28 protein-coding genes are annotated in these 26150 nt (G+C 31.2%); 12 read left to right on the top strand and 16 right to left on the bottom strand.

Annotation, left to right across the window (positions count from 1 at the left end):
- Window positions 1-29: 29 nt before the first annotated feature.
- Window positions 30-509 carry a DUF2628 domain-containing protein gene (locus tag NAMH_RS04210; RefSeq protein WP_015902800.1) on the bottom strand — a complete coding sequence of 160 codons (480 nt, stop codon included), beginning with the start codon at window positions 507-509 and terminating at the stop codon, window positions 30-32.
- Window positions 506-688, bottom strand: a complete 183-nt coding sequence (locus NAMH_RS04205; RefSeq protein WP_015902046.1) for a hypothetical protein — start codon at window positions 686-688, stop codon at window positions 506-508. The genes NAMH_RS04210 and NAMH_RS04205 overlap by 4 nt, the downstream gene beginning before the upstream one ends.
- A gap of 52 nt (window positions 689-740) precedes the next feature.
- Here NAMH_RS04205 and NAMH_RS04200 point away from each other — a divergent pair, with 52 nt between their 5' ends.
- The 4 genes from NAMH_RS04200 (at window position 741) to NAMH_RS04185 (ending at window position 6781) form a co-directional block, all read left to right on the top strand.
- A complete protein-coding gene (locus tag NAMH_RS04200) occupies window positions 741-1727 on the top strand; it encodes an amidohydrolase family protein (protein ID WP_012663606.1) in 987 nt (328 codons plus the stop codon).
- A gap of 86 nt (window positions 1728-1813) precedes the next feature.
- Entirely contained in the window at window positions 1814-2815 is a 1002-nt protein-coding gene (amrS, locus tag NAMH_RS04195; protein ID WP_015902486.1) for an AmmeMemoRadiSam system radical SAM enzyme, read from the top strand.
- A 13-nt stretch (window positions 2816-2828) separates the two neighbouring features.
- Complete coding sequence (gene amrB / locus NAMH_RS04190; RefSeq protein ID WP_015902416.1) at window positions 2829-3620, top strand: AmmeMemoRadiSam system protein B; 792 nt, start codon at window positions 2829-2831, stop codon at window positions 3618-3620.
- A gap of 140 nt (window positions 3621-3760) precedes the next feature.
- Window positions 3761-6781 (top strand): NAD-glutamate dehydrogenase domain-containing protein, encoded by a 3021-nt coding sequence (locus NAMH_RS04185; RefSeq protein ID WP_015901815.1) that lies wholly within the window; start codon window positions 3761-3763, stop codon window positions 6779-6781.
- Here the strand turns inward: NAMH_RS04185 and NAMH_RS04180 are convergent.
- The 13 genes from NAMH_RS04180 to fliW all read right to left on the bottom strand — a co-directional run bounded on the left by NAMH_RS04180 (window position 6773) and on the right by fliW (window position 15177).
- Window positions 6773-7165, bottom strand: coding sequence for a GatB/YqeY domain-containing protein (locus tag NAMH_RS04180; protein ID WP_015902795.1), 393 nt, complete (start codon window positions 7163-7165; stop codon window positions 6773-6775). The genes NAMH_RS04185 and NAMH_RS04180 overlap by 9 nt on opposite strands.
- Before the next feature lie 17 nt (window positions 7166-7182).
- A complete protein-coding gene (mnmE, locus tag NAMH_RS04175; protein WP_187146599.1) occupies window positions 7183-8520 on the bottom strand; it encodes a tRNA uridine-5-carboxymethylaminomethyl(34) synthesis GTPase MnmE in 1338 nt (445 codons plus the stop codon).
- Window positions 8480-9130 carry a Jag N-terminal domain-containing protein gene (locus tag NAMH_RS04170; protein WP_012663762.1) on the bottom strand — a complete coding sequence of 217 codons (651 nt, stop codon included), beginning with the start codon at window positions 9128-9130 and terminating at the stop codon, window positions 8480-8482. The genes mnmE and NAMH_RS04170 overlap by 41 nt, the downstream gene beginning before the upstream one ends.
- The gene (yidC, locus tag NAMH_RS04165; RefSeq protein ID WP_015901837.1) at window positions 9127-10668 is read right to left on the bottom strand and encodes a membrane protein insertase YidC; all 1542 of its coding nucleotides are present in this window, start codon (window positions 10666-10668) and stop codon (window positions 9127-9129) included. Before yidC ends, NAMH_RS04170 begins: the two co-directional genes overlap by 4 nt.
- Window positions 10658-11032, bottom strand: a complete 375-nt coding sequence (gene yidD / locus NAMH_RS04160; RefSeq protein WP_228368699.1) for a membrane protein insertion efficiency factor YidD — start codon at window positions 11030-11032, stop codon at window positions 10658-10660. The genes yidC and yidD overlap by 11 nt, the downstream gene beginning before the upstream one ends.
- Window positions 10953-11222 (bottom strand): ribonuclease P protein component, encoded by a 270-nt coding sequence (gene rnpA / locus NAMH_RS09435; protein WP_420835238.1) that lies wholly within the window; start codon window positions 11220-11222, stop codon window positions 10953-10955. Before rnpA ends, yidD begins: the two co-directional genes overlap by 80 nt.
- Before the next feature lie 17 nt (window positions 11223-11239).
- Complete coding sequence (gene rpmH, locus NAMH_RS04155) at window positions 11240-11374, bottom strand: 50S ribosomal protein L34 (protein WP_015901741.1); 135 nt, start codon at window positions 11372-11374, stop codon at window positions 11240-11242.
- 37 nt (window positions 11375-11411) lie between these two features.
- Window positions 11412-11912 (bottom strand): ribosome hibernation-promoting factor, HPF/YfiA family, encoded by a 501-nt coding sequence (hpf, locus tag NAMH_RS04150; RefSeq protein WP_015902501.1) that lies wholly within the window; start codon window positions 11910-11912, stop codon window positions 11412-11414.
- A 69-nt stretch (window positions 11913-11981) separates the two neighbouring features.
- The gene (locus NAMH_RS04145) at window positions 11982-12419 is read right to left on the bottom strand and encodes a hypothetical protein (RefSeq protein WP_015901764.1); all 438 of its coding nucleotides are present in this window, start codon (window positions 12417-12419) and stop codon (window positions 11982-11984) included.
- Window positions 12416-13417 carry a type II secretion system protein gene (locus NAMH_RS04140; RefSeq protein WP_015902257.1) on the bottom strand — a complete coding sequence of 334 codons (1002 nt, stop codon included), beginning with the start codon at window positions 13415-13417 and terminating at the stop codon, window positions 12416-12418. Before NAMH_RS04140 ends, NAMH_RS04145 begins: the two co-directional genes overlap by 4 nt.
- Window positions 13414-14088, bottom strand: coding sequence for a type II secretion system protein (locus NAMH_RS04135; protein ID WP_012663754.1), 675 nt, complete (start codon window positions 14086-14088; stop codon window positions 13414-13416). Before NAMH_RS04135 ends, NAMH_RS04140 begins: the two co-directional genes overlap by 4 nt.
- On the bottom strand, window positions 14066-14803 hold the full coding sequence (locus tag NAMH_RS04130; RefSeq protein ID WP_015901833.1) for a pyrroline-5-carboxylate reductase: 738 nt from the start codon (window positions 14801-14803) through the stop codon (window positions 14066-14068). Before NAMH_RS04130 ends, NAMH_RS04135 begins: the two co-directional genes overlap by 23 nt.
- On the bottom strand, window positions 14800-15177 hold the full coding sequence (gene fliW, locus NAMH_RS04125) for a flagellar assembly protein FliW (RefSeq protein WP_012663464.1): 378 nt from the start codon (window positions 15175-15177) through the stop codon (window positions 14800-14802). Before fliW ends, NAMH_RS04130 begins: the two co-directional genes overlap by 4 nt.
- A gap of 192 nt (window positions 15178-15369) precedes the next feature.
- Here fliW and NAMH_RS04120 point away from each other — a divergent pair, with 192 nt between their 5' ends.
- The 8 genes from NAMH_RS04120 to cysE are packed head-to-tail and all read left to right on the top strand — an operon-like array spanning window position 15370 to window position 23766.
- Entirely contained in the window at window positions 15370-17946 is a 2577-nt protein-coding gene (locus tag NAMH_RS04120) for a valine--tRNA ligase (RefSeq protein ID WP_012663950.1), read from the top strand.
- Window positions 17939-18565, top strand: coding sequence for an outer membrane protein assembly factor BamD (gene bamD / locus NAMH_RS04115; RefSeq protein WP_015902698.1), 627 nt, complete (start codon window positions 17939-17941; stop codon window positions 18563-18565). Before NAMH_RS04120 ends, bamD begins: the two co-directional genes overlap by 8 nt.
- 9 nt (window positions 18566-18574) lie before the next feature.
- On the top strand, window positions 18575-20899 hold the full coding sequence (lon, locus tag NAMH_RS04110) for an endopeptidase La (RefSeq protein ID WP_015901958.1): 2325 nt from the start codon (window positions 18575-18577) through the stop codon (window positions 20897-20899).
- Window positions 20900-20911: 12 nt separating this feature from the next.
- A complete protein-coding gene (flgA, locus tag NAMH_RS04105) occupies window positions 20912-21511 on the top strand; it encodes a flagellar basal body P-ring formation chaperone FlgA (RefSeq protein WP_015902668.1) in 600 nt (199 codons plus the stop codon).
- A gap of 12 nt (window positions 21512-21523) precedes the next feature.
- Window positions 21524-22039: a UbiX family flavin prenyltransferase gene (locus tag NAMH_RS04100; protein WP_012663651.1), complete on the top strand. Its 516-nt coding sequence runs from the start codon at window positions 21524-21526 to the stop codon at window positions 22037-22039.
- The gene (gene coaD / locus NAMH_RS04095; protein ID WP_015902333.1) at window positions 22039-22503 is read left to right on the top strand and encodes a pantetheine-phosphate adenylyltransferase; all 465 of its coding nucleotides are present in this window, start codon (window positions 22039-22041) and stop codon (window positions 22501-22503) included. Before NAMH_RS04100 ends, coaD begins: the two co-directional genes overlap by 1 nt.
- On the top strand, window positions 22503-23087 hold the full coding sequence (tmk, locus tag NAMH_RS04090; protein WP_012663518.1) for a dTMP kinase: 585 nt from the start codon (window positions 22503-22505) through the stop codon (window positions 23085-23087). The genes coaD and tmk overlap by 1 nt, the downstream gene beginning before the upstream one ends.
- Entirely contained in the window at window positions 23065-23766 is a 702-nt protein-coding gene (gene cysE, locus NAMH_RS04085) for a serine O-acetyltransferase (RefSeq protein WP_015902193.1), read from the top strand. Before tmk ends, cysE begins: the two co-directional genes overlap by 23 nt.
- Before the next feature lie 4 nt (window positions 23767-23770).
- Here cysE and NAMH_RS04080 read toward each other — a convergent pair whose 3' ends face one another.
- Window positions 23771-26128: a methyl-accepting chemotaxis protein gene (locus tag NAMH_RS04080; RefSeq protein WP_015902658.1), complete on the bottom strand. Its 2358-nt coding sequence runs from the start codon at window positions 26126-26128 to the stop codon at window positions 23771-23773.
- Between the last annotated feature and the right edge of the window lie 22 nt (window positions 26129-26150).

Here is a 26150-nt window from a genome sequence, read left to right as displayed (position 1 = left end):
AACAGCTTAAAACTTCTATTAAAACGCTCTTAATACGGGTTATCCGGAGTTCTTAACTGATGACCGGTAATTATTGCATATACAACAGGCCAGATCAATACTAAAATCATTATTATCGCAATAATCACTGCCCATTTACTTGTTTTTGCTTTTTTTCTTAAACATTCCATATCTGGATAACTGATTCCACCGCATCTATCTACATCCATTGAGAACTTGTTCAAATATAAAAAGTAATAACAAAATCCTCCTATTAAAGAATTAACAACCACCATTCCGGGCAGATAAAAATACCCTACCATTAACGACACTATTAAAACTGCAACCGCTTCAACATAAGCATGTCTATATAAAAGATAAAACCACCCGAATAAAAATCCCCAAAGATTAAATTTAGGCTTACATTTCCCAAGACCCTCATCATTCATAATCTCTTCAAAAATTTTTTCATCTCTTTCGCTTAAATTGGGATAAATTTCTTTTAATAATTTCAAATATCTTTCTTTCATTTATTTCCTTTCAAAAATGTAGTGTAATAATCATAAATAGCCAAAAAAAGTCCTCCCACAATTGGAGAAAGTAATAAAGACAATATAAAAAACACCCAAAAATTCTTTCCGAGCCTCCAAGCAAAATAACCAACGACACTTGATAATACAATTAAATTAAACAGATAAAACAGAGCCATAAAAAGCCTTTTTTTTAAAAATTTAGTAAAATTATAATAAAAAAGGCTGATAATGACTATAGAAGTGCCAAAAAGTATTGATATTAACGTACCAAACTCTGAAAGTGTTCAAAGAATTTCAAAATCTTCTAAAAACGGAGGTGTACAAAGCGCTGTAATGATGCCGACTATAAAACCGATTTTTGATAAGCTGCATTTGGCATATAATTTAAAAAGAGCTAACGAATCTAAATTTAAACTTTTAGTCGCAATTGAAGGAATACATGAAGGTAAATTAACAGACATTTCAATTCTTAAAGATAAAGGTGCAAGTGCAATATATATTAATTCAGATGAAGATATGAATTTATTAAAAAGGGTTTTTGAATACGCGGAATTTTTAAATATCCCTATTTTTGTAAACTGCAACAACAAATCATTAAGCAGCGGTATAATGCATGATAGTGAAATTGCATATTCACTTGGTGTTAGCGGTATACCCACTTATGCAGAAAGTGCTGAAGTGGCTAAAATATATGAGTTATCGAAACATTTTAATGCAAAGGTAGTATTTCAGTCAATAACAACAAAAGACTCCATACAAATATTAAAAAACAAACCGAAAAATATATTTATCGACGTTTGTATAGACAATTTATACTTCTGTGATGAAAACCTTCAAGACTTTAATTCTTTATACAAGACTTTCCCTCCGTTGAGATCAAAAGAAGACAAAGAGGCATTATTGGAGGCTTGTGCTTCCGAAACTGTTGATTTCATTTCATCAAATCATATAGCTACTACCCATAAAGACGTACCTCTCGAAGAAGCTGAATTCGGTATCAGTAAACTTGATATATTTACACAGCTTGCTTACTCTCTTCCGCTTTCACAAAAAACCGTAACGAAACTAATTTCCCAAAACCCTGCTAAACTTTTTAATATCAAAATAAAAGAGACCTTAATACTGAAAAAAGGTGACTATGATGTAGATATAAGCAAATTCGAAAGTAAAGGTAAAAACTGTCCGTATAAAAAACTTTCATTTCAGATAGTTTAGTCACATTATATCAACCTTCTTAAGGCAAACAGTTTACTTTTCCCTCTTTTTTTGCTATAATATTTATAAAGAGAAGGAGGGGAAATATGAAATATTATGAAACATTAGCCGATAATAAAATCAAATGTCTTTTATGTAGGCATCATTGTGTATTAAAAGAAGGACAAGTCGGTATTTGCGGTATAAACATGAATCAAAACGGTGAGCTTAAAAATCTTGTTTACGGCCATCCGTCAAGTATAAACGTTGATCCTGTTGAGAAAAAACCTTTATTTCATTTTTTACCAAACACACCAATATTATCGTTCGGAACAGTAGGATGTAATTTTAAATGTCCGTTTTGCCAAAACTGGCAAATAGCACACACCAATAAAGTAAATGAGTCTATTTATGTATCACCTGAAGAAATGGTAAAACTTGCTATCGAATATAATTGTAATTCGATTGCTTATACATACAACGAACCGAGTGTTTTTTACCCTTATGCCAGAGATGTAGGTGTTTTGGCAAAAGAAAAAGGGTTAAAAAACGTCTTTGTCACAAACGGTTTTGAAAGTGTTTATGAAATAGAAGATATGAAAAGTTGGGTTGACGCATGTAATGTCGATTTGAAAAGTTTTAAGCCTGAATATTACAAAAAAGTTTTAAAAGGGAATCTTGAAGACGTACTTGACACTATTAAAAGATTAAACGATGCTGGAATATGGCAAGAAATCACAACACTAATAGTTCCGGGAGATAATGATTCAGATGAAGAACTTACAAAAATTGCTGAATTTATTGCAAGTGTTGATAAAGATATTCCATGGCATATTAGCAGATTTCATCCCGATTACAAGGTAACCGATAAAGAACCGACTCCTATGAAAACGATGATTAAGGCATATGAAATAGGTAAAAAAGCCGGGCTTAATTACGTATATTTGGGAAATGTCGCATTACCTGTAGTGACATATTGCCCAAAATGTAATGAAGAGCTTATTGTAAGAAGTATTTATAAAGTTGAAAAAAACATTTTACAAATAGATGACAACGGCTTGGCACACTGCCCTAACTGCGGTGAAATTATTAAAGGTATATGGAAATAAAAAAGGAGTGAATATGAGAAAAGCAGTAGTAAAAGAATGGTATGGTGGAAGCTGTGAGGCAGTAGAAAAATATATTGCGCATTTTAATCATATAATCGATGAAAATGTTGATAAAAATAAAGCGGATGAAATTTTTACATTACAACCCAAAGCTTTGATCGTTCCTCACGCTGGATGGATGTACAGCGGATTTACTGCCAATTTTGCTTATAGAATTGCACAAAATACGACACCAAAAGCAATAGCGGTTATAGGCCCGTCACATAAATTTGCCTTTGAGGGTATAAGTACTACTTTGGAAAACGAATATGAAACACCGTGCGGTAATTTACCGATTGATACAGCTACCGCATACGAACTAATCAATAATTTTGATGTTCAAAATCTTGAATATGTACATGTAGAACATTCAACGGAAGTTCAAATGCCTTTTATTAAACACTATTTTAATAACATCCCTGTTATTGAACTTATTTATTCTAATTACTCCCCTAAAAAATTAAAAGAAATAATCAATTATTTAATACAAAAAGACATATTAGTCGTTATAAGTAGTGATTTAAGTCATTATTATGATATTAAAACCGCAAACGCTCTTGATTATAATTGTCTTGAAGCAGTAAACAATCAGGATGTTTTACAATTGGAAAAATGCGAAGCCTGCGGGAAAATAGGAATAGAAGCATTGATTCTTTCAAGTGTTGAATTGAATTTAACTCCTTTAATAGTTGATTATAGAACAAGTGCTGATGTAAGCGGTGATGAATCTCAAGTTGTTGGATATATGAGTGCGGTTTTTATTTAGTATAATTTTTTGTTATAATTACAAACGTTAACTTCCCAAAAAAGGAGGTTATATGGCAAGAGGAAAATTTAAAATGAAAAGAAAAAGAAGAAGAGTTTTATATACGAAATAACTTCTTTTTCTTTTGAAAATGAGCTTTTATGAACGATTTATGCAAACAGTTAATATCTAAAGAAGACTATGAAATACCAAACTTCAACGAAGTATATCTCTCTTTTGACAAAAACACTCAAACTTTCCATATATACTCCAAAAACAAACTTCCTATTACAACAATAAGCAACCTTTTACAAAATTTCAATATATCAATATTAGATTCCGTTTCATTTATAAATAAAAACACTTATGTTTATAAAATAAAAACAGATATACAGCATATTGATACATTCTTAAAACACGAAAAAATATTTTTAGAAATACTTGAAAAAGCCCTGTTAAATAAAATATACACCCTGTGTAAACTTTACTATATGGCTTGGGAAGGCCTTACTTTAAGAGAAATTTCTTTACTAAGAGCTATTATCAAATATCAAAATCAACTTTTTTACGAATTTAATGAAAATTTGATTATTTCAGCATTATTAAATAATTCTAAATTAACGAAAATGATAATAGAGTATTTTAAACAAAAATTTTCTACAAAAGATTTGTCCCTTGAAGAAAAAATAGAAAAAGAAATCAAAAACATTTCAAATTTAAACGAAGATAAAATATTTAGAGTTTTATTTACAATAGTCAAAAATACAGTAAGGACGAATTATTTTTTAAATAAAGAAACTATTTCTTTTAAAGTCTTAACACAAAATTTTAAAAATATTCTTTTTGGAATGCAACCCAATATAGAGAGTTACGTTTATCACAACGACTTTAACGGTATCCATTTAAGAATGAGTAAAATAAGTAGAGGCGGATTAAGATGGTCTGACAGACCTCATGACTTCAGAGATGAAATAAAAGACTTAATGATAACTCAGGAAGCAAAAAACGCCCTTATTATTCCGGAAGGCGCCAAAGGCGGATTTGTAATATTCAAAAATAATATTTCTAAAAAAGACTTTAAAAAATATTATTCTTTATTTATAGACGCTTTATTGGATTTGATTGACGTCGGGGACGTTGAACTTGTAAAATATGATGAAAACGACTTTTATTTTGTTGTGGCAGCTGATAAAGGAACTTCTTCAATGAGCGATGTTGCAAATGAAATAGCTATAAAAAGAGGATACTTTTTAAAAGATGCTTTTGCAAGCGGAGGAAGTACCGGATATTCTCATAAAGAGTTAGGTATTACAGCAAAGGGCGCCATTCACACAACTAATAGATTCTTTATAGAAAGAGGTCAAAACATCTATACAGACAAACTTTCTGTTGTCGGTGTAGGTTCTATGAGAGGGGACGTTTTCGGAAACGGTATGCTATTAAACAAAAACTTCTTATTATTAGGAGCAATTAGCCACAGTGAAATCTTTATCGATCCTAATCCGGATCCGAAAATTGCATATGAAGAAAGAAAAAGACTTTTTGAAAACTCTCTAAGCTGGAAAGATTATGATAAATCTAAAATTAGTAAAGGCGGAGGTGTTTTCAAAAGAGATGAAAAATCAATAACCCTTTCTCCTGAAATAAAAGAACTTTTAAACACTAAAGAAGAATCTTTAAGTGCGGAAGAATTGGCAAAAAGACTATTACGTTTAAAAGTTGATTTATTATATTTCGGAGGAATCGGAACTTACGTAAAATCTTCAGAAGAGCAAAACCTCCACATTAGTGATAAGCAAAATGCAAATATTCGTGTAAATGCAAATGAAATAAACGCTTTTGCTATCTGTGAAGGTGCAAACTTAGCTCTTACAATGCAAGGAAGATATGAATACGCTCTTAAAGGCGGTAAAATCAATCTTGATGCTATTGATAATTCCGCAGGTGTTAATATAAGTGACTATGAAGTAAATTTAAAAATTATTCTGAACAGTTTAATCGATAAAAACAAACTTACAGAAAATGAAAAAATTAAAATCTTAAAAGAAATTCAAAACGATGTAATTGACAAGGTGTTACAAAACAATTTTGAACATGCTTTGTTATTATCATTGGATGAGAAAAAAATATATAAAGAAAAATTGATCAAAGTTTTGGAAATCTTAGAAAAAAATACCGATTATTTTAAAAGAAAAAATTATAATATGCCGAAAAATAGTGAAATAGAAACTCTATATCAAAATACTCACGTAATAAGGCCTGCACTCGCTATAGTTATGCTTTACAGCAAAATATTTTTGAAAAAATATATATTAGAATCGAACGTATTAGATTCAAATTATTATGATAAATTTTTAAAAGAATATTTTCCAGAATCTTTTTTCAACAAATTCGAACATGAAATTTTTTCACATCCTTTAAAAAAAGAAATTATTGCTACACAAATAGCCAACAAAATCATAAATGCTCACGGAATAGGCTTTATTAGTGATTACCATGAAAAATCGTTTAAATATAAAATAGAGAGTTATTTAATAATGAACGAACTTATTAATGCGGACGTTTTAAGAAAAGAAATCATTCAAAATGTTAATGACGTAAATAAACAATATGACCTTTTAATCGACGTAGAGCAAACAATTAAATTTGCCGTTAAATGGATGGTAAAATCTCTTGAAAACAGTAATATTAAACCTCTTTTATTTATCACATACAAAGACGACTTAAGAAAACTCATAAATCAGCAAAACGAACTTGAAATATATGAAAAATGGAAAGACTTTTATAAATTTTTACCTGCAATGTTTATGATTAAACACGAATATAATCTTGATTTAAAAACAATCTTAAATCTGTTCAAATTAATTATCACGAAATTTAAAATCAACACAATACTCAAAACTATAAAAAGTATAAAACCAAAAAACAGATTAGATAAAAATTTAAAAGAAGAAGTTGAAAGATTGATAGAATACTTTGTTATTACTTTTGCAAAAGAGGTTATAAATTCTTCCGATTTTAATGCCAAAAACTTAAAACGTTCTTTTGATAATTATATAAAAAGAAAAAATGACGAATATGAAGATATTATTGAAGAGATTAAAAAAATAAAAAAAGAGAAAAAATCTCTAACCCTTCTTTCTCATATAGCCAATTCTTTAATTCTTCAATTATTAAAGTGATTTAATAATCCTACTCGCAAGAGCCATATCAATATCACCTCTTGCTTTTAGTCTTTTCATAATTTCACCCATATTTTTACCGCCTATTTCATCGATGATTTCTTTAACGATTTTAGTTGTTTCCTCTTCTCCAAGCATTTTAGGCAAGAAACTTTCATATATTTCAAGTTCTTTCTTAGCTTCTTCCATTCCTGCTTCTATTGATTCTTTTGCCATTTTAGCAAGCTTTTTAGCAGCTTCCTGGATAGTTTTTTCGCTAACTTCCTCACCCTTTTCTTTTGCAATTTTTTGAGCTGAATCCACAAGCATCATAAGTGCGTTTGCTTTTGTTTTATCTTCTTTTTTTGCTTTCATCATCATTTTTTTAAGCTCTATTATTGTCATATTGACTCCTTTAAATTTTATTTTCCGACGCAAAAGCTTCCGAACATTTTATCAAGCATTTCGTCGTATTCAAAAGGTTTTGTAATCTCACTAATTGCACGTATAGCATCTTGTATCTGATAACTGAAAAGTTCAAGCTCACCCGTTTGTAAAAACTCTTTTGATTCTTCAATGGATTTAAGCGCTTTTTCTACGGCATTTATCTGACGAGCTGAAATTAATACATGCTCATCCTCTCCACTGTATGAATCTAAAATTTCTTTAAGCTTTTCAACAAGTGGAGTGATATCTTCTTTTGCGGATATTTTAACAACAGGCATATTCTCAAATTTTGATATATCACTATCAATACCTTTATCAATTTTATTAATAACGATTATGGTATCTTTTCCGCTTTCTTTTATGATATTTAAAATTTGTTCATCTTCGTCGGTAAATTCCGTTGCGTCAAACACGGCTAATACTATATCGGCTTCTTTTATTGCTTCTTTGCTTCTTTCCACACCTATTTTTTCAATTTCATCTTTAGCTGCTCTTATACCGGCTGTGTCAATTATTCTAATTAAATGTGAGCCTATTTGTATATCTTCTTCTATAGTATCTCTTGTCGTCCCTGCAATATCGCTGACAATTGCCCTTTGTTTATTAAGCAATGCATTTAGAATAGAACTTTTACCGACATTAGGTTTTCCGACTATTGCTATTTTGTATCCGCTGAGCATTCCTTCTCTTCTTTTGCTGACTTCAAGAGTATGCTTGAGCAGGTGTTCTATTTTAGCAAGTCTTTCTTCTATTTCATATCCTAAAGTTTCAGGTAGATCTTCTTCAGCATAATCAATAAACACTTCGGTATAAGCCATTATTTCAATTAATTTTTCTCTTACTTCATCAACAAATTCTCCAAGGTCACCATCTAACTGACGTGAAAGAAGTTTAGCTCCTTCGCGAGAACGTGTTTCAATAAGTTTTGCAATAGCTTCCGCCTGTGAAGCGTCGATTTTACCATTTAAAAAAGCCCTTTTAGTAAATTCACCTGGAAATGCCGCTCTTGCACCGTATTCAAATAAAGTTTCCAATACGAGTCTGCTAACGATAACCCCGCCGTGACATTGAAATTCAACTATATCTTCTCCTGTAAATGAATTTGGAGCTTTGAAATATATTACAAGACCTATGTCTATTAGTTCGTTTTTATTATTGTAAAGTTTTGATAGTGTAGCGACTCTTGGAGTTAAATCTTTTTTTGTAAGTTTTTTTGCAATTTCGTAAGCATTATCTCCTGATAATCTAACGATTGAAATGGCGCCGACACCGTTAGGCGTCGCTATTGCCGCTATTGTTTCCATGTTTTTCACCTATAACAACAAATTTTTCACCGTTTCTGTCTTTAATTGCCACGTATCTGTCAGGAAATTCTTCTCTTAATATTTCAAGTGCAATAAAAGCCAAAATTCCATCAAAAGGTTTTGTTTTACCGTAACCTCTTTCCCTTACTTTTTCTATAAACGGAGCTAAAAAACTTCTAAGCATTTCTTCTTGTGTTTTTAAAAATTCAGCTATTTCAAGTCTAACTTTAAAACCGTATTTTTGGTTTATCCAGCTGTAAAGCATAAAGTTTAGCGCATTATACCTATACCCTTCTTTTCCGATGAGTAATGCGGCGTCTTCTCCGTCTATTTTAATGAAAACAGTTTCTTCGTCATATTTATACACCTCAAAAGTGTCAAGGTTAAAACAAGATTTTTCAAATAATTTTTTTAGTTGTTCTTTTATCTCGGGGATTACATCTTCAATATCCCTTTGAATATTATCATCCACTTCTATAATGGCAGTCTTTGAAAAAAGGCCAAAAAGACCTCTGCTCGGATATTGGATTATTGTAACTTCTAAATCGGTTACAGAACAGTTTAATTTTTTGGCAGCTTCATAATATGCATCTTCTAATGTTTTAGCCTCAACTCTCATTTTTTAGCCTTTGAAGCCATTATTCTGTTGATCAACCATTGCTGAGCTATTGATAGAATATTATTCACTGTCCAATATAATACAAGCCCTGCCGGGAATGTAGCCATCATGAATGTAAATATCAATGGTAAAAATTTAAATATTTTCTCCTGCATAGGGTCTTGGAAATTAGTCGGTGTTAATTTCTGATGTATATACATACTCACACCCATTAACACAGGTAAAATAAAATAAGGATCCATTACACTCAGATCTTTAATCCATAAAAATGATGCACCTTTAAGTTCAATAGCATATAAAAGGAGTTTATAAATACCGTAAAAAACAGGAATTTGTAATATTAAAGGTAAACAACCTCCTAAAGGATTTGCTCCATGTTCTTTATATAGCTTCATCATATGCATTTGAAGTTTTTGCGGATCTTTTTTATATTTTTGTTGAATTTCTTTCATTTTCGGAGCAAGTTCTTTTAGTTTATACATGCTTACCATTCCCTTATATGTTAAAGGGAAAAGTACCAGTCTAACTAAAACAACTAAAAGAATAATTGCAACTCCCCAGTTTCCAACAAGTTTATAAAACCAGTCAAGTAAAAAGAATAAGTTTTTCGCAAAAAATGTTCCCACACCATATTGAACAACATCTACAAGTTCTTTATCGATAGCAGCTAATGTATCAACAAATTTAGGGCCAATATAACCTATAAATTCTCTGTTGTCGTCGGCTTTAATAAACGCCACCGGATTTTCTTCATTGTCAGGAACCACTATAACACTGTACGGTTTTTTAGAAAATAAAAGAGTAGTATAGTATCTATCAAATCCAGCAGTTATAATTGCATTGTCTATTGTTTCGTTTACAGCATCCCCATCCTCAATAATACTTAGTGTCCCGTCACTTTTTTTAACAACAAGACCGTGAATTGTAAGTTTGTCTACAGCAACTTTAGGTCTGTATCCCGGAGTAATGTAGTATATCGCCGGATTAGTAAGTTTTACTTTTACGTCATAATGCCCGTCAGGATAAAATGTTATTATTTTTGTAACAATTTCTTTATCATTCAAATTTTGTGTTAAAGTTAAAGTCTGAGGTTTGTCGTTTAAAGTAATTTCTGTTTTATCTGCTTTCACAGGTTTTTCGAAAGCTAATTTATTTAATACTTTATTTTCAAATCTGATTTCTAAAGGTTTAGGTAACTTGTCGTTTACAAGTTCTAAATGTTTACCGTTTTCCGTATTAAATTTTGTCTGTTTTAATTTAAAACTGCTAATTCTTCCTAATGAATCAATTTTGATCTGGAAATTTTTCGCACTAACAGTTGCTATTGTTGTAACGTTTTCGTTATTAGCTTTTTTTGAAATTTTGTCAGCAGCATTGTTTGTGTTAGATACAGTTTTTACAGTAGTTTTGTTTTGTTCAACTAATTGAGAAGCAGCTTTTTGCTGAGGAGTTAATACGAAATAATCATATGCAACAAAAAACGCAAAAGATATTACTGTTGCAATTAATATTCTTCTTAATTGTCCGTTATTTTCCATTTTCAGCCTTTATTATTATATATTCGTCTTTTTTATCAGTTGGTATCAGCCAATACTTAAAATTAGGCTTTTTAATAAAAAAGTCGGTTTTAATTTGTTTTTTAACAACAGGATAATCAATACCGCCTCTAAACAACTGATTGCAAGTTAAAATACGCTTTGTTGATTTATAAACGGCTCTAAATAAATTATCATTTTCAAATTCTATTTTAGTATATTCCGAACAGCTCGGATAATATCTGCAGTTGTCACCAAGCATCGGACTTAGATATATCTGATATATATTAATTAATTTTATTAATAATTTTTTGAAAATCTTTTTTAAGTTTTGCAAATTCGTATTCCGATATATCTTTTTTTGCAACTATAGCATAACCACCTTTTTCTAAAACATCGTATGCCAAGCTTCTGATTCGTCTTTTTATTTTATTTCTAATAACAGCTTTTTTGGATATTTTTTTAGAAACGACAGGCGAAACTTTAAGCTCAGTTAAAGGGAAGTAAAAAATAAGGAAAAATTCAGTATTAAATTTCTTCCCTTTTTTAAAAACTATTTCAATTTCTTTTTTATTTAAACCGCTAATCTTTTTCTACCTTTAGCTCTTCTTCTCGCTAATACTTTTCTTCCGTTTTTAGTCTTTAGTCTTGCTCTGAACCCGTGAGTTCTTTTTCTTCTGATTTTACTTGGTTGGTATGTTCTTTTCATTTAATCTCCTTTTTTGGACGGAATTTTAACAAAATTTTTAATATAATCCTAATTTTCCGTCTTTTCTTCTGTAAATTACTCTTTTTTCACCTTCTAAATCTTTAAATACCATAAAATAAAGCCCTGAATTTTTAAACTCTTCTTTGGCTTCCTCAATACTTAAAGGTTTTTCGATATCAAGAGGCATTTCAACAATCTCATCTTGCTCTTCTTCTACAATTAATTCTTCAATTCTGTCTTTTTTACGATAATCTGTAATTTTATCATGGTATCTTCTAAGAAGTTTTTCTAATTTGTCTTTTGCTTTATCAAGTGCTGCATACATATCTTTATCTTTATAATGAACTACAGCGGTTCCTTTATCAGGTATATTCATTATTATTTCAACTGTAAAAAAATCTCTTTTATCTTTTTCAACAGTTACAATTGAATGTAAAATTCCAAGATTATATTTTTCTACTTCGCTTACTACTTTAGAAATATGATCTTTCATAGCTTCTGTAAGCTCAACGTTTCTACCAACTATTGTTACGTTCATGATACGTGCTCCTTTCTTTTTAAATAACAAACGGCTTAACCGTTTATTATCTAAATTATAACCTATATATTATGGATTTTGAAGAGTAAAACGTACTTTTCTTATATTAAAATTAGGATTTTTTGAAGTTACTGTCACATATACAAGAACACTTCCGTTGGTGTCTCCGGTTTGAATATCGCTACATTTGCACCCGCTCCACAATGTAGGATTGCTTGTACAGTCGGTAACAAAATAATGAAAAGTTATATTCGCATCAAACATATTATCACTATCTGTAAGATGTATGTTGTTTATGCATTTATTTGTTGAATTAAACTCATGCCCCTGTAAAGCCAATATTGCATATTCTGTAGCACTTTTTAACATTAATTCAGCTTTTGTATCCATAAAACTTCTCGCAGTATGTGTTGTTGAGGCTGAACTGAATTTTAATATCATTATTCCTATAATTGACATTACCACAATAAACACAATAGTTATAATCATACTAAACGCTTTTTTCAAAATACAACCTTTTCTTTACAAATTGTAAGATTAAAATCTGTTAGTTTAGCTTGAGGCGCCGTTATACATAAATAAAGTCTAACTACCCCGCCCTCTTCTTTAAACTTAAACTGCGTAACATGAGTTGCAAGTAACGTACTGTTACCTTCCATATACATTTCGGCATTCCATGGGAAATAATTAAATCTTAAAGTTAAATTATAATCATGGGAAGAAGCATCATATACCGGTACTATTGCCATAGCGCCTCTTACTAAATAATAACCTTCATATACGGTTGTAGAATTTGAAGGGTTTATTGCTTTTATATTCAATTTTGTATCTGAAGTGTTATTAAGTTCAAATACTCTTGTTGCAGTATTTCCATAATAACCGTAAGAATTGTTAATATCATCAAAATCCCCTCTTCCGTCACTACCGCTAAATACCAAAACATCAAATTTATCAGCAAATACATCGCCGCTATTCGGTACACCCCAAGAATCAAACCATGCTTTTTCTATCTGTTTAGCTATTGTAAAGTTACTGTCAGGACTTGTAATATTGTATTCGTCATTATTGCTTACATCAGTCAATTTCAAATCCACAAAACCGCTCCAACCCGGTTGTATCGATTTTTTAGCGGAATCCCACATTCCTCTTTTAGCGTAAATAGGTACATACAGCCATTCTAAAACAGGATATTTATAACTATTCGTAGGATCTAAATTACTCACGGTAATGAAGTTTTTCATTGAAGAGTTTATACAGCTTTGAGAATTTGATGCAGGTAATGTTGCGTTACATTCAACAGCTATTACACTGTTTTTAATTCTGTTTTGAAGTTTTGAAGCAATAATATTAAGTGTCAAATCCGTTTTAAATGCTAATTTGTTAAGTTCTTTGGTTTTGATGTAATTTTGAAACGTGTTTTGTAATATTTCTATTGAAATAGTTCCTAAAATTCCAAGAATTACAACAACAATAATTAATTCTACTAATGTAAATGATTTTTTCATCTGCTTATTTCCTCTAAAGATAAAAATTTACTTGCTCCTATATTACAAGTAGGATACTTTAATGTAATATTTGTGTCTCCGACTTGAGCCCAAATGGTTATTAATTTAATATTTGTATTATTTGCTGCTGTAGAATAATTATAGGTAAAACTAATATTTTCATCAGAATATGCAGCGTTATCGGAAATATATTTCACATTTACATGGATCGTGTTACTTAAAAAATTTTCACTATATCCGTTAAAATCATCAATATCATCGTAAGTAGAAACGTCAGATGCGTTTTCCCCGGCATCAAGACCTATACTTGAAGTAGTATCACTACTACCGCTTCTCAAGATATTATTGTTAAATGTAGCTTTCCCTATTCTACTTGTTAAACCAGCGAATTTAGAGCTATAATTGTTTAATAACTCACTATCACCGCCCGTAGCGTTTAGATCTTTATAAAAATTGTCATCGATTGTGTTTTTTTCATCAAAATATCTTGGATTGATAAGGGAAAGAATAGTAAATTCCTGAAAAAATATCTCTTCACGCAGTACTTGTTTGTTTGCTGTAGTCATAGTTTGAAATATAATAGGAAAAGAACTCATAACAATTCCGAGTATAATAATAGAAACAAGTACTTCGAATAAAGTAAATCCTCTATATTTTTTTTGATTTTTCATAGGTTTTTTTTACTGCCTTTATTATTTTTCCTCTGATTCCTTCTTCCTCAAGCGCATATACACCTTCAGCAGTCGTTCCTTTAGGAGACATTACCGAATCTTTTATTGATGAGTAATTATCGTCAATTGCCGCAAAACTTTTAAAAAGTCCTTTTGTAAGTTCAATAGCTTTATCCCTTTTCAAACCTATATAAACACCGCCATCGCTAAATGCTTCAGCTATTAAAGCCAAAAATGCGGGTCCACTTCCTATAATGGCGGTTGCCATATCTATTTCATCATCATTTTCCATCCATATAGCAGTACCAATAGCTGAAAAAATTTCCATTGCTATATCTTTAGCTTCAATATCTCCGGTTATTGCGGTAGTCGAAGCATTATATTTAGCGGCTACATTAGGCATTGCTCTGATATAAGCTTTGGCTTTTATTCTTTCAAGTTCCAATAAGCTTTTTCCCGCCAAAATAGAAATTAAAACATCCGCTTCACCTTTTAATCTCATAGAAACTTCTTGAAGCGCATAAGGTTTTACAGTAAGTAAAATAATTTTGCCGCTTATATCAAAACCGTCTAAAAGATAATATTTACAATTAAATTCTTGCGAAAATTCCTTTAGTTTTTTTTCATCTCTTCCAACAACCGCAAATTCTTTTTTATTTTTTAAACCTCCGGCAATTGCTTTTGCCATTGAACCGTAACCGATAATATATATCATTTTCCGTTCTTTATAAAATTTTTAAGCGGTTCGGTCAAACCGTAACCGTATTTTTCAAGTATTACCTGCCCCATTATGTTTTTATCCAAATTAAAAATTAACGGAGCTGCAAAATTAACGGTTGATTCTATAAAAGGTTTATTAACAATCATTATGTTTAATACTAAAAAATTACTATTTTCATCAATCTGTAGAATTTCTTGTTCATTTTGAGATATTTCAAAATCATAATCATTTCTTATTAAAAAAGGATTGATCAATGTGAAAGTAACTTTATCATGTTTTAGAGTGTAGAAATTATCATCTATTTTTTCAAGCTCAAATTCTTTTATATCTTCAAATCCAAGTATAGGCAACACAACTTTAAACGTCATTTTATTCCTTTTTTTCCAAATAAAGCAATTAATATTCCTAATTATAGCACAAAATTTATTTTAGTGATGCAAATTAAACAGTTGGTGTTTTTTACTAAAATTATTAAAAAAGCATAACTTATATATATCGTCAATAAAGGCTTACCTACTTTCAACATTTATAGTATAATTGCACGAAAAAAGGATTTTTTAATGAAAGAATATAATCCTCACGAAATTGAACAAAAATATTATAATTTATGGGAAAATAAAGGTTTTTTTGAGGTAGATTATTCAAAAAAGAAAAATTTCTGCATTGTTATGCCTCCTCCTAACGTAACGGGAAGTTTACATATCGGACACGCTTTAACATTTACTCTTCAAGATATTATGGTTAGATACAAAAGAATGGACGGTTATGCTACGCTTTGGCAACCTGGTACAGACCATGCCGGCATTGCTACTCAAAATGTCGTAGAAAAGCAAATATTAGCAGAAGGTAAAACAAAAGAAGATCTTGGACGTGAGGAATTCTTAAAAAGAGTCTGGGAATGGAAAGAGTTCAGCGGTGGAACAATAACCAAACAGTTAAGACACCTCGGTGCTTCACCGGCATGGAGCAGAGAACGTTTTACAATGGATGAGGGGCTTCAAAGAGCCGTAAGGGTTGCGTTTAAAAAATTATATGAAGAAGGCCTTATAGTAAAAGGCAATTATATGGTCAACTGGTGTCCGAAAGACGGAGCGCTAAGTGATATTGAAGTGGAATATGATACTCATAAAGGACAGCTTGTACATATAAAATATCCTATTAAAGATAGTGACGAATTTGTAGTTGTGGCGACAACAAGACCTGAAACATATTTCGGCGATACGGCTGTAATGGTAAACCCGGAAGATGAAAGATACAAACATCTAATAGGTAAAACAGTTATTTTACCGTTAGTAAATAGAGAAATTCCAATAATCGCTGACGAATACGTAGATATGGAATTCGGTACGGGATGTGTTAAAGTGACTCCTGCTCATGACCCTAATGACTACGAAGTCGGACTCAGACATAATCTTGAAATTATTAAAGTATTTGATGAAAAAGGTATTTTAAACGAACACGCTCTTGAATTTAAAGGAAGAGACAGAATAGAAGCGAGAGAAGATATTATTAAAAAATTAGAAGAAAAAGGATTTATTGAAAAAATTGAAGAGCATACCCATCAGGTAGGACACTGCTACAGATGTAAAAGCATAATCGAGCCGTATGTTTCTACTCAATGGTTTTTGAAAAAAGAAGTGGCGATTCCTGCAATTGAAGCTGCAAACAGAGGAGATGTCAAATTTCACCCTAAACAGTGGAAAAACAACTATGACGCATGGATGAGAGAACTTAGGGATTGGTGTATAAGTAGACAGCTATGGTGGGGTCATCAGATTCCTGTATATTACTGCGACGAATGCGGACATGAATGGGCAAGCGTGGAAGAGCCTACAGAATGTCCTAAATGTAAAAGCAAAAACTTCCACCAGGACCCTGACGTACTTGATACGTGGTTCAGTTCAGCCCTATGGCCTTTCTCAACGCTCGGATGGGAAAACGGAGAATGGGGTAAAGGTGAAAAATGGAATCCTGAAGACCTTGAGAGATTTTATCCAAACAACCTATTAATTACCGGTTTTGACATCCTTTTCTTCTGGGTTGCGAGAATGATGATGATGGGTACGCACTTCCTAAAAGACGTACCGTTTAGAGACGTATACCTTCATGCTCTCGTAAGGGACGAGCACGGTCAGAAAATGTCAAAATCAAAAGGAAACGTAATAGACCCTCTTGAAATGATTGAAAAATACTCTGCCGACGCACTCAGATTTACATTAGCAATCCTTGCGGTTCAAGGAAGGGATATAAAACTTAGCGAAGCTAAACTTATCGAGAGCAGAAATTTCACCAATAAACTCTATAACGCCGCAAGATTTTTAAAAATGCATCAAGAGAAATTTGAAGACCTTGAAAATACTGAAATCAAAACAGACCTTGGAAAATGGATGCTTTATAAGCTAAACGAAGCAACCAAACAGGTAAGACGTGAACTTGACGAATACAGATTTAACGACGCGGCTATGACGCTTTACAGATTCTTATGGCAGGATTTCTGCGACTGGGGAATTGAGCTTAGCAAAGTCAGCAAAGATTCTATCAGTGAACTTGGAAGTATATATAAAGAGGCTATGAAACTGCTTCATCCGTTTATGCCGTTTATTACCGAATTTTTATATCAGGAGCTCTCACAAACTGATATCGAAAACAACTCAATCATGCTAAAAGATTTCCCTGAGGTTAAAGAAGTGGAAAAACCTGCGGATTTTGATATGATCATCGAAGCAATCGTTAGCCTCAGAAGAATCAAAGCGCTTACAGGTGCAAAAGAGATCAAAAAAGCGTACGTTCTTGCAAATTTACCTGAACTTGCAAAAGAGTACATTAAAAGACTTGCACGTGTAAATGAGGTTGAGTTTGTAGATTCTCAAATTCCAAACGCAATAAGAGATATCAGCGACAACCTTGAAACAATGGTAAGCAAAGAAGAAGTCGACATTACTCCACTTATTGAAAGACTTACAAAACAAAAAGAAAAATTAAATAAAGAAATAGAAAAACTTGAGAAAAAACTTTCAAATAAAAATTTCGTGGAACGTGCCCCTCAGGAAGTAGTTGAAAAAAATAAAAACGAATTAATCGAATTAAAAGAAAAATTCCAAAAAGTGGAAGATGAATTAAGGAAACTAAATGACTAAAAAAACACTTTTATTGCTTCCTTTGCTTTTTTTTATAGGTTGTTCTTCAAAAAACGAAGTTACCCACTCGGAAAACCTTACTGCATTAAGTTGGCATTATAAAATTTATAAAGACATACAAAATACAAACCTTGACCAGGCGGATGAAGATTTTATTTCACTCGAAGCGGAACACCCCGCTTCAATATATATTAAAACCGATTTATTAAATCTTTTTTTAGCACATCAGCAATTAAAAGAATACGATTTAGCGCTGTTTTATTTAAATGAATATGAAAAAAGATATGCTTCCGTTCAAGAAATTCCTTGGATTGAATATCAGAAAATAAAAATGAATTATTTAAAATACAGCAACCCATATACAAACCAACAAATGCTATTAAACCTAATTACGATGTGTGATAATTATTTAAAAAAATATCCAAATTCAAATTTCAGCCCTGAAGTTTCGACAATACTGGCAAAAGCGGAATTGACAAATAAATATTTAGATGCTAAAATAAGTAACCTATATAAAAAATTGGATAAACCAAAAGCTTCGGAACTTTATAAAGTAAAAATCCCTAATAATTCAAAACCACCGGTTATTCCATGGTATAAAAAATTATTTTACTGGTAAGGAGAAAAGTTGACGTTAGAAAATTACAGTGAGTTGCCAAGCATTATTCCTGTTCTTAAAGAAAAAGAACTAATATATCCATTTATGATAATCCCTATCTTCCTTGAAGATAAAAACGACATAATTGCCGTTCAAAAAGCTATAAACGACCACTCTTTACTCTTTGTATCTATAAATGATGAAGTAGGCACGTATGGAACTATTGGAACTATCATAAGAAAAGTCACTCTGCCTGAAGGAAGAGTTAAAATACTTTTCCAAGGGCTTGTCAGGGGAAAAATACTTGAAATTACGGACAAAAACCCGACTTTAGCACTGATTGACAAAGTTGAATCTCATACAGATGTTGATAAAAAAGAATTAAGTGCACTTTTGGAAACACTAAAAGAACACATTATTACTTTAAGTGAACTAAGCCCGTTTTTCCCTAAAGATTTTATAAAAATAATAGATAATAATTCTGATGCGGACAGAATCATAGATATAATAGCAAGCTCGCTAAAATTACCTACCGAAAAAGGTTATGAACTTTTTAAAGAGACGGACACACATAAAAGACTGGTAAAATTAATACATTTTATTCTTGAAGAAATTGAATCTATAAAACTTAAAAATGAACTTTCTAAAAAAGTAATGGAACAAGTCCAAGAAGCAAACAGAGAGCATCTTCTTAAACAACAATTAAAACTAATCCAGCAAGAACTTGGAATTACAAACGAATTAGAAGAAGAAATTAGAGAATATTACGAAAAATTAGAAGAACTTAAACCTTATATGCCTGAAAACGCATATAAAGAAATCAAAAAACAAATAGACAGGCTTTCAAGAATGCATCCTGACAGTGCAGAAGCCACAACTACACAAAACTATATAGAATGGGCTCTTGAAATTCCTTTTGGTAAATATGCGAAAGAAGAATTCAGTATAGACGAACTTCAGGAAAGACTGGACAAAGATCATTACGGTCTTAAAAAACCGAAAGAAAGAATTGTCGAATATTTTGCGGCAAAAGAACTTGCAAAAAAAAGAAACAACGAATTTAGCGGTGCAATTTTATGTTTTGTAGGACCTCCTGGTGTTGGTAAAACATCTTTAGCCAATTCTATTGCAAAATCTCTCGACAGAAAACTTGTTAGAATCGCTCTTGGCGGTCTTGAGGACGTAAACGAACTAAGGGGCCACAGAAGAACGTATATAGGTGCAATGCCGGGAAGAATCGCACAAGGAATTATCAACGCAAAAGAGATGAATCCTGTAATGGTACTTGATGAAATTGACAAAATAGCAAGATACAGAGGAGATCCTACCGCTGTACTTCTTGAAATATTAGACCCTGAGCAGAATAAAGAATTCAGAGACTTGTATCTAAACTTTGATTTGGATTTAAGCAAAGTTCTGTTTATTGCAACGGCTAATGATCCGAGTACTATTCCAGCGCCTCTTAAAGACAGAATGGAAATGATATTCGTAGGAAGCTACACTCCTCAGGAAAAATTCGAAATTGCAAAAAGATATCTTATTCCTCAGGAAATGAAAAAGCATTCTTTGAAAAAAAGCGAAGTCTCTATATCAGATAAAGCATTAATGGAAATTATTGACAAATACACAAAAGAAGCGGGAGTAAGAAACCTTAGACGTGTCATCGCTAAAATTATGAGAAAAGCAGCTCTTGAAATAATAAAAGGTAAAGAAAAAGTTAGAATAAGTATTAAAAACCTTGAAGAATTTCTTGAAAAAGGATATTTCGGAATTGAAAGCGTTGATAAAAAAGACAAAATCGGAGTTGTAAACGGACTTGCTTGGACCCCTGTTGGAGGAGATGTTTTAAAAGTTGAAGCCGTAAAATACAGAGGTAGAGGTCAGGTTATATTAACGGGGCAACTCGGTGACGTAATGAAAGAAAGTGCGCATATTGCGTATACATTGATTAAAGTTTTAATTGATACTAAAAAAATAAAAATCAAAGAGCGCACAAAAGAACCGATATATTCTAAATATAACATCCATATCCATGTACCGGAAGGCGCTATCCCAAAAGACGGGCCGAGCGCGGGAATTACAATGGCAACTGCTATAGCAAGCCTTTTTGCTGAAAAAAAAGTAAAAGCCGATATAGCAATGACCGGAGAAATAACTTTGACGGGCGATGTACTTCCAATAGGAGGTTTGAAAGAAAAATTAATTGCGGCATATAAAGCAAAAATTAAAAAAGTTTTAATACCTCAAAAAAACTATGAAAGAGACCTTGATGATATTCCTGATGAAGTTAAAAACGGTCTTGAAATAGTTCCTGTTAAAAGAATTGAGGAAGTATTAGCTCATTCATTAACCTAAAATAGGAAAAATATGAATAAAAAATTTTTACTTTTTTTTATGCCTCTTTTGTTATCGGCTTCAGTAAAAGAAGAAATTATAAAATTTTACAAATCACATTATCCTACTATAATCATAAATGATATAAAATCAAATAAACCTTTTCCTAAAAAATACAAAAAAATTGATTTCAAACTTGCAAATTATAAACTTCCCTCTTCTACTGTTATAATTGACGGTAAATATTATTTTTATAAACTCAATGCAAAAATCAAAGTATTTAAGGCGACAAGAGTCATACATCTCAATGAACTTGTTCAACCAAACACAACTTCTGAAATAATCAAATTCAGAAGCTTTTACTCACAACCGCTCACTGTAATCCCAAATAATCTAATAGCATCAAAAATAATCTCTAAAAATGCGGTAATTAACCGCTCCAATACAAAAATCAGACCTTTAATATTAAAAGGTGACAGTGTAAGCGTAATATTTAAAGATAAAAATATTGAAATATATTCAAAAGGGACTGCACTTAATGATGCAAATTTAAATGAAAATGTAAAAGTTAAAATCAACACCAAAATATATAACGGAATTGCAAATAAAAACGGAGAAGTAATTATTAAATAAAAAAGAGGAAAAATGAAAGTATTAGTATGTATAAGCGGAGCAAGCGGAGTAAACTTAGGACTGAAACTTTATAATCTCATTCCGGCAGAATATGAAAGATTTTTGATACTCAGCAATCACGCACAAACCGTTTTTGAAAAAGAAGAAAATATATTCATAAATGATGATATATCTGCACCTCCGGCAAGTGGAAGTTTCGGTATAGACATTACTTTTATCGTACCATGCAGTATGAATACTCTTGCAAAAACCGCTTTGGGAATAGCGGACAACTTAATCACTCGAAGCGCACAAGTAGCTATTAAAGAAAAAAAGAAATTAATAATAGCGCCAAGAGAGATGCCGTTTAGCGAAATATATCTCGAACATATGTTAAAATTATCTAAATTACAAAATGTTATAATTGCACCTCCTATTTTCGGGTATTATAACAACCCTGAAAAAATAGAAGACATTGAAATGTTTTTAATAGGTAAATGGTTTGACCTTGCAGGCATTAAAAATAATTTATATAAAAGGTGGTCATAGTGTATACAAAAGCTATCTATCCCGGAACATTCGACCCTGTAACAAACGGTCATTTAGATATTATAAAAAGAGCATGTAAAATGTTTGATAAAATCATTGTGGCAGTAGCCGATAATAAAGATAAAAAAACAATGTTTAGCCTTGAAAAAAGAGTAGAACTCATGAAAAAAGCAACCTCACATCTTCCAAAAATTGAAGTTGAAAGTTTCAATTCATTACTTGTCGATTTTGCAAGGGAAAAAGAGTGTAAAATAATCATTAGAGGGCTTAGAGCGGTAAGTGATTTTGAATATGAACTTCAAATGGGTTACGCAAATAAAAGTTTAGACAGCGAAATAGACACGATTTATTTAATGCCTAATCTTGAAAACGCATTTATATCATCGAGTGTTGTAAGAAGTATTTTAAAATACAACGGAGATGTGTCTCATTTAATTCCAAATGAAATAATTAAGGATTTATAATGTACATTGCCTTAGAAGGTATAGATACCGCGGGAAAATCTACACAAATTGAATTGTTAAAAAATGAATATAAAAACAACATTTTATTTATAAAAGAACCCGGATTTACAAAATTCGGCACAAAAATTAGAGAAATTATTTTTAATGACGATATTTCAAAAAAAGCTGAACTTTTTTTGTTTTTAGCCGACAGGGCCGAAACAATAGAAAAATTTGTAAAACCCAATCTTCATAAAAACATTTTGACAGACAGAAGTGTCATAAGCGGTATTGCGTATGCAATGGAATTTTTTGATTTCAATATGCTTGTAAATCTTAACAAATTTGCAACTGACGGCATATTTCCTGAGTTTGTAATAATATTAAAACTTGACAAAGAAACGTTACAATACAGATTATCCCAAAAAAATCATGATAATATTGAAAAAAGAGGATTGGATTATCTTATAAATATTCAGGATAATATGATTGAAGTCTGTAACAGACTTGAAATCCCGTATCTTTTACTTGACGCTTCAAAAAACATTGAAGAAATTAATTTTAGAATAAAAAAGGTTATCAGTGAGTATATGGACATTGATTAAAAAAGATTTTGCAGCAGTAAAAGACAGGGACCCTGCATTTAAAAACAAAATTGAACTTTTATATGCATACCCGGGAATATGGGCATTAGTAAATTATAGGATATCCAATAAAATATATAAAGCCGGTTTCAAAAGAACTGCAAGATTTATTATGTCTATCAATCAATTTATTACAAATATGGATATCCATCCCGGCGCTACTATTGGAGAAAATGTTTTTATTGATCATGGAATCGGTGTTGTAATCGGAGAAACAGCTGTAATTGGGAATAATGTCACAATTTATCAGGGTGTGACTTTAGGCGGTGTAAGTTTAAATCCCGGTAAAAGACACCCAACAATCGAAGATGATGTTACAATTGGAGCAGGAGCAAAAATTTTAGGAAATATCACTATCGGAAAAGGAAGTAAAATAGGCGCAAATTCGGTAGTTGTTAAGGATGTGCCTCCATACTCAACTGTTGTTGGTATACCCGGAAAAGTTATCAAAAGAAAAGATTATTCTCCATTAGGACATGATAAACTTCCTGATATTGAAAAAGAATTGTTCGAATATTTAATGGATAGAATCAAAGTACTTGAAGAAGCTGTAATAAACAGTGATAAAAATATTATTGAAAAAGATGAGGAAATCGAAAAAAAATATAGAGATTATCTTGAAGCGTTAAAAAACAGATAGAGCGTTAAAATTTATTACGCTCTACGTTTTTAAGCATTTTATCCGCCATTTCGTCTACTTCTTCCGCTACATTGTCCACTTCACTTACTAATTGTTCCATTTCTTGAGTTTTTCTATTTACTTCTTCAATTTTTACAGTAGCATTAGAGATTGAATCGGTTTGTTTAATAATAGCTTCACCAATATTTGTAATAGACTGTGTCAAGATGTTTATATTCGCATCGATTTCACTTAATGATTTTTGTGTTTTTTCAGCAAGTTTTCTTACTTCATCGGCAACAACCGCAAACCCTCTTCCATGTTCGCCTGCTCTTGCAGCTTCAATAGCAGCATTAAGGGCAAGAAGATTAGTCTGATCTGCAATTTCTTGAATGATTCCCACAACATTTTTAATATCTTGTGATTGATCAACAACCATTTTTGTTTGATTAGAAATATCGATGATTTCATTGTTTAATTCTTGCATTACACTTGATAAATGCGCAAGTTCTTTAGAAGAAATTTTCGCAACTTCTTTTAAAGTATTCATTTTTTCTTTTAATTCATTTGATTTTAGAGTTAATAATTCACCGTTTTCTTTGTTGATTCTTAATATTTCAACGATAGTATCAATCACACTGTTTACAGCTATTTCAACTTTTCCGATTGCATTTTGAATACGTTTAGTAAAGTCTTTATTCATTGCACTATCTAATACTACAACAGTTTTATTTACGTCTTCACCTATAATTTTTTCTAAAGCATCTTGCATTTCGTTAAATAGTTTTCTTACTCTTTCAAGCTCAGGGTTTGCAGCTTCTTCAGTAATTCTGCCAACTAAAATACCTCTTTTCATTTTCTCAACTTCTCTTACAAGGCCATTAATCATATGTGCGTCTTGCATGAGGTTTTGTTCAATTTTCGAAATATTTTCATTAATAAGTTTGGCCATCAATCCAAGCTCATCATTACTGTTTATTTCGATTTTTTTAGCTTCTTTACTTTCTCTATTCAAGAATTTAAAGAATTCCAATAAACCGTTTTTAAGTTTTTCAACAGATTCCGCTAATGTTTTTGAAATTGTAATACCGATAAACACAACGATTAATACTATTAATACAGTCGCAATACCAATTATTATAATAGAGATGAATGTGTGTGATATTTCTTCATCAACTTCTTTTAAGATTTTTTTACCAATTTCATCTGCAAATTTTTTAAATGTGTTAATTCTTTGTGTTGAAATTTTAATCCAATCAGCCGTTGTTAAAGAAGTACTCAATTTACCGTTACTTAATTTTTTAAATGCGTTAATAGCAGGTGAATCGTTTACTTTAACGATTTTGTCTAACTGTTTAACACTCATACCCTCATTGTACGCCTGAACAACTTTTGGTAAACCGTTGTAATATTGTGTGAAAACTTTTTTTATTTGTTCAAGCTGTTTTAATTCCTCAGCCGACGGGTTTAATTTTTTGTATTCTTCAATAGTGTCTAAAAGTTTAAAATAAAGTTTATTAAATTTTTGTTCGTATTTTTCTTTTCCTCTTAATACGTAGTTTTTGAAGTTATGAATCAATCCACCGTATCCGGCAATATCTTTCATTTTGGAAATGATTGCAAGTTTTTTAGGAATTATTTGAAATTCTCTTCTGATTTCTTCAACTCTTTTATTTACAGCTGCTGTTTTTGCAGAAATCTTTTGTAAATCGGCTAAAATATCATTTTGACTAACAATAGTTGAATTCCAAGCTGTTAATATGTCTTCTCTCATATTTCCGGTACTTAACATATATGCAATAAACGCTCTTTCTTTTCCTGCACTCTCAGTCAGATTGAGCAGTTTAAAATAATCGTTTACGTCATCACTTAGTTTTTCATCTATAAAATATTTCAAAACTTCATCTTTAGTATTTAAGAACGTTTCGTTAACTTTTGAATAGTAATTAACCATATCCAAAATATCAATTTTTAGATTATCTACTTCACTTCTTATTAAAGGAAGTTTTTTTAACATATTAAAAGCATCTTCATATTCAGAATATGTTTGATCGTCAAGTTTTTTCAAATTGATTTTATTGATGTATTTTTTCAACTCGGCAATTTTTTCATCAGTTTTTCTTCTTTGCTGCTGAAGTTCTGATTTGAACTTTTTACCTCTGTTAGCTATATATGCACTGCTTAAACCTCTTTCTTTTTGTAATTCCACAAGTGCGTTTGACATATAGTTAATTGTAAGAGATAAAATTTTTTGATAAGTTTTTTCATATTGAAGGTTATTATACTGAGTTACCAATAAATTACCTGCCAACAATATCAAAAACGTCAACGGAAGCCCCACCGCAATTAAAAGCTTTTTCTTTATGCTCCAATTCTTAAACATTTAAACCCTTTTTTCTTCGATT

Source organism: Nautilia profundicola AmH, from assembly GCF_000021725.1.
Classification (GTDB): domain Bacteria; phylum Campylobacterota; class Campylobacteria; order Campylobacterales; family Nautiliaceae; genus Nautilia; species Nautilia profundicola.
Note: the sequence above shows the minus strand (reverse complement) of the source record. Positions and strands in the feature narration are given on the sequence as shown.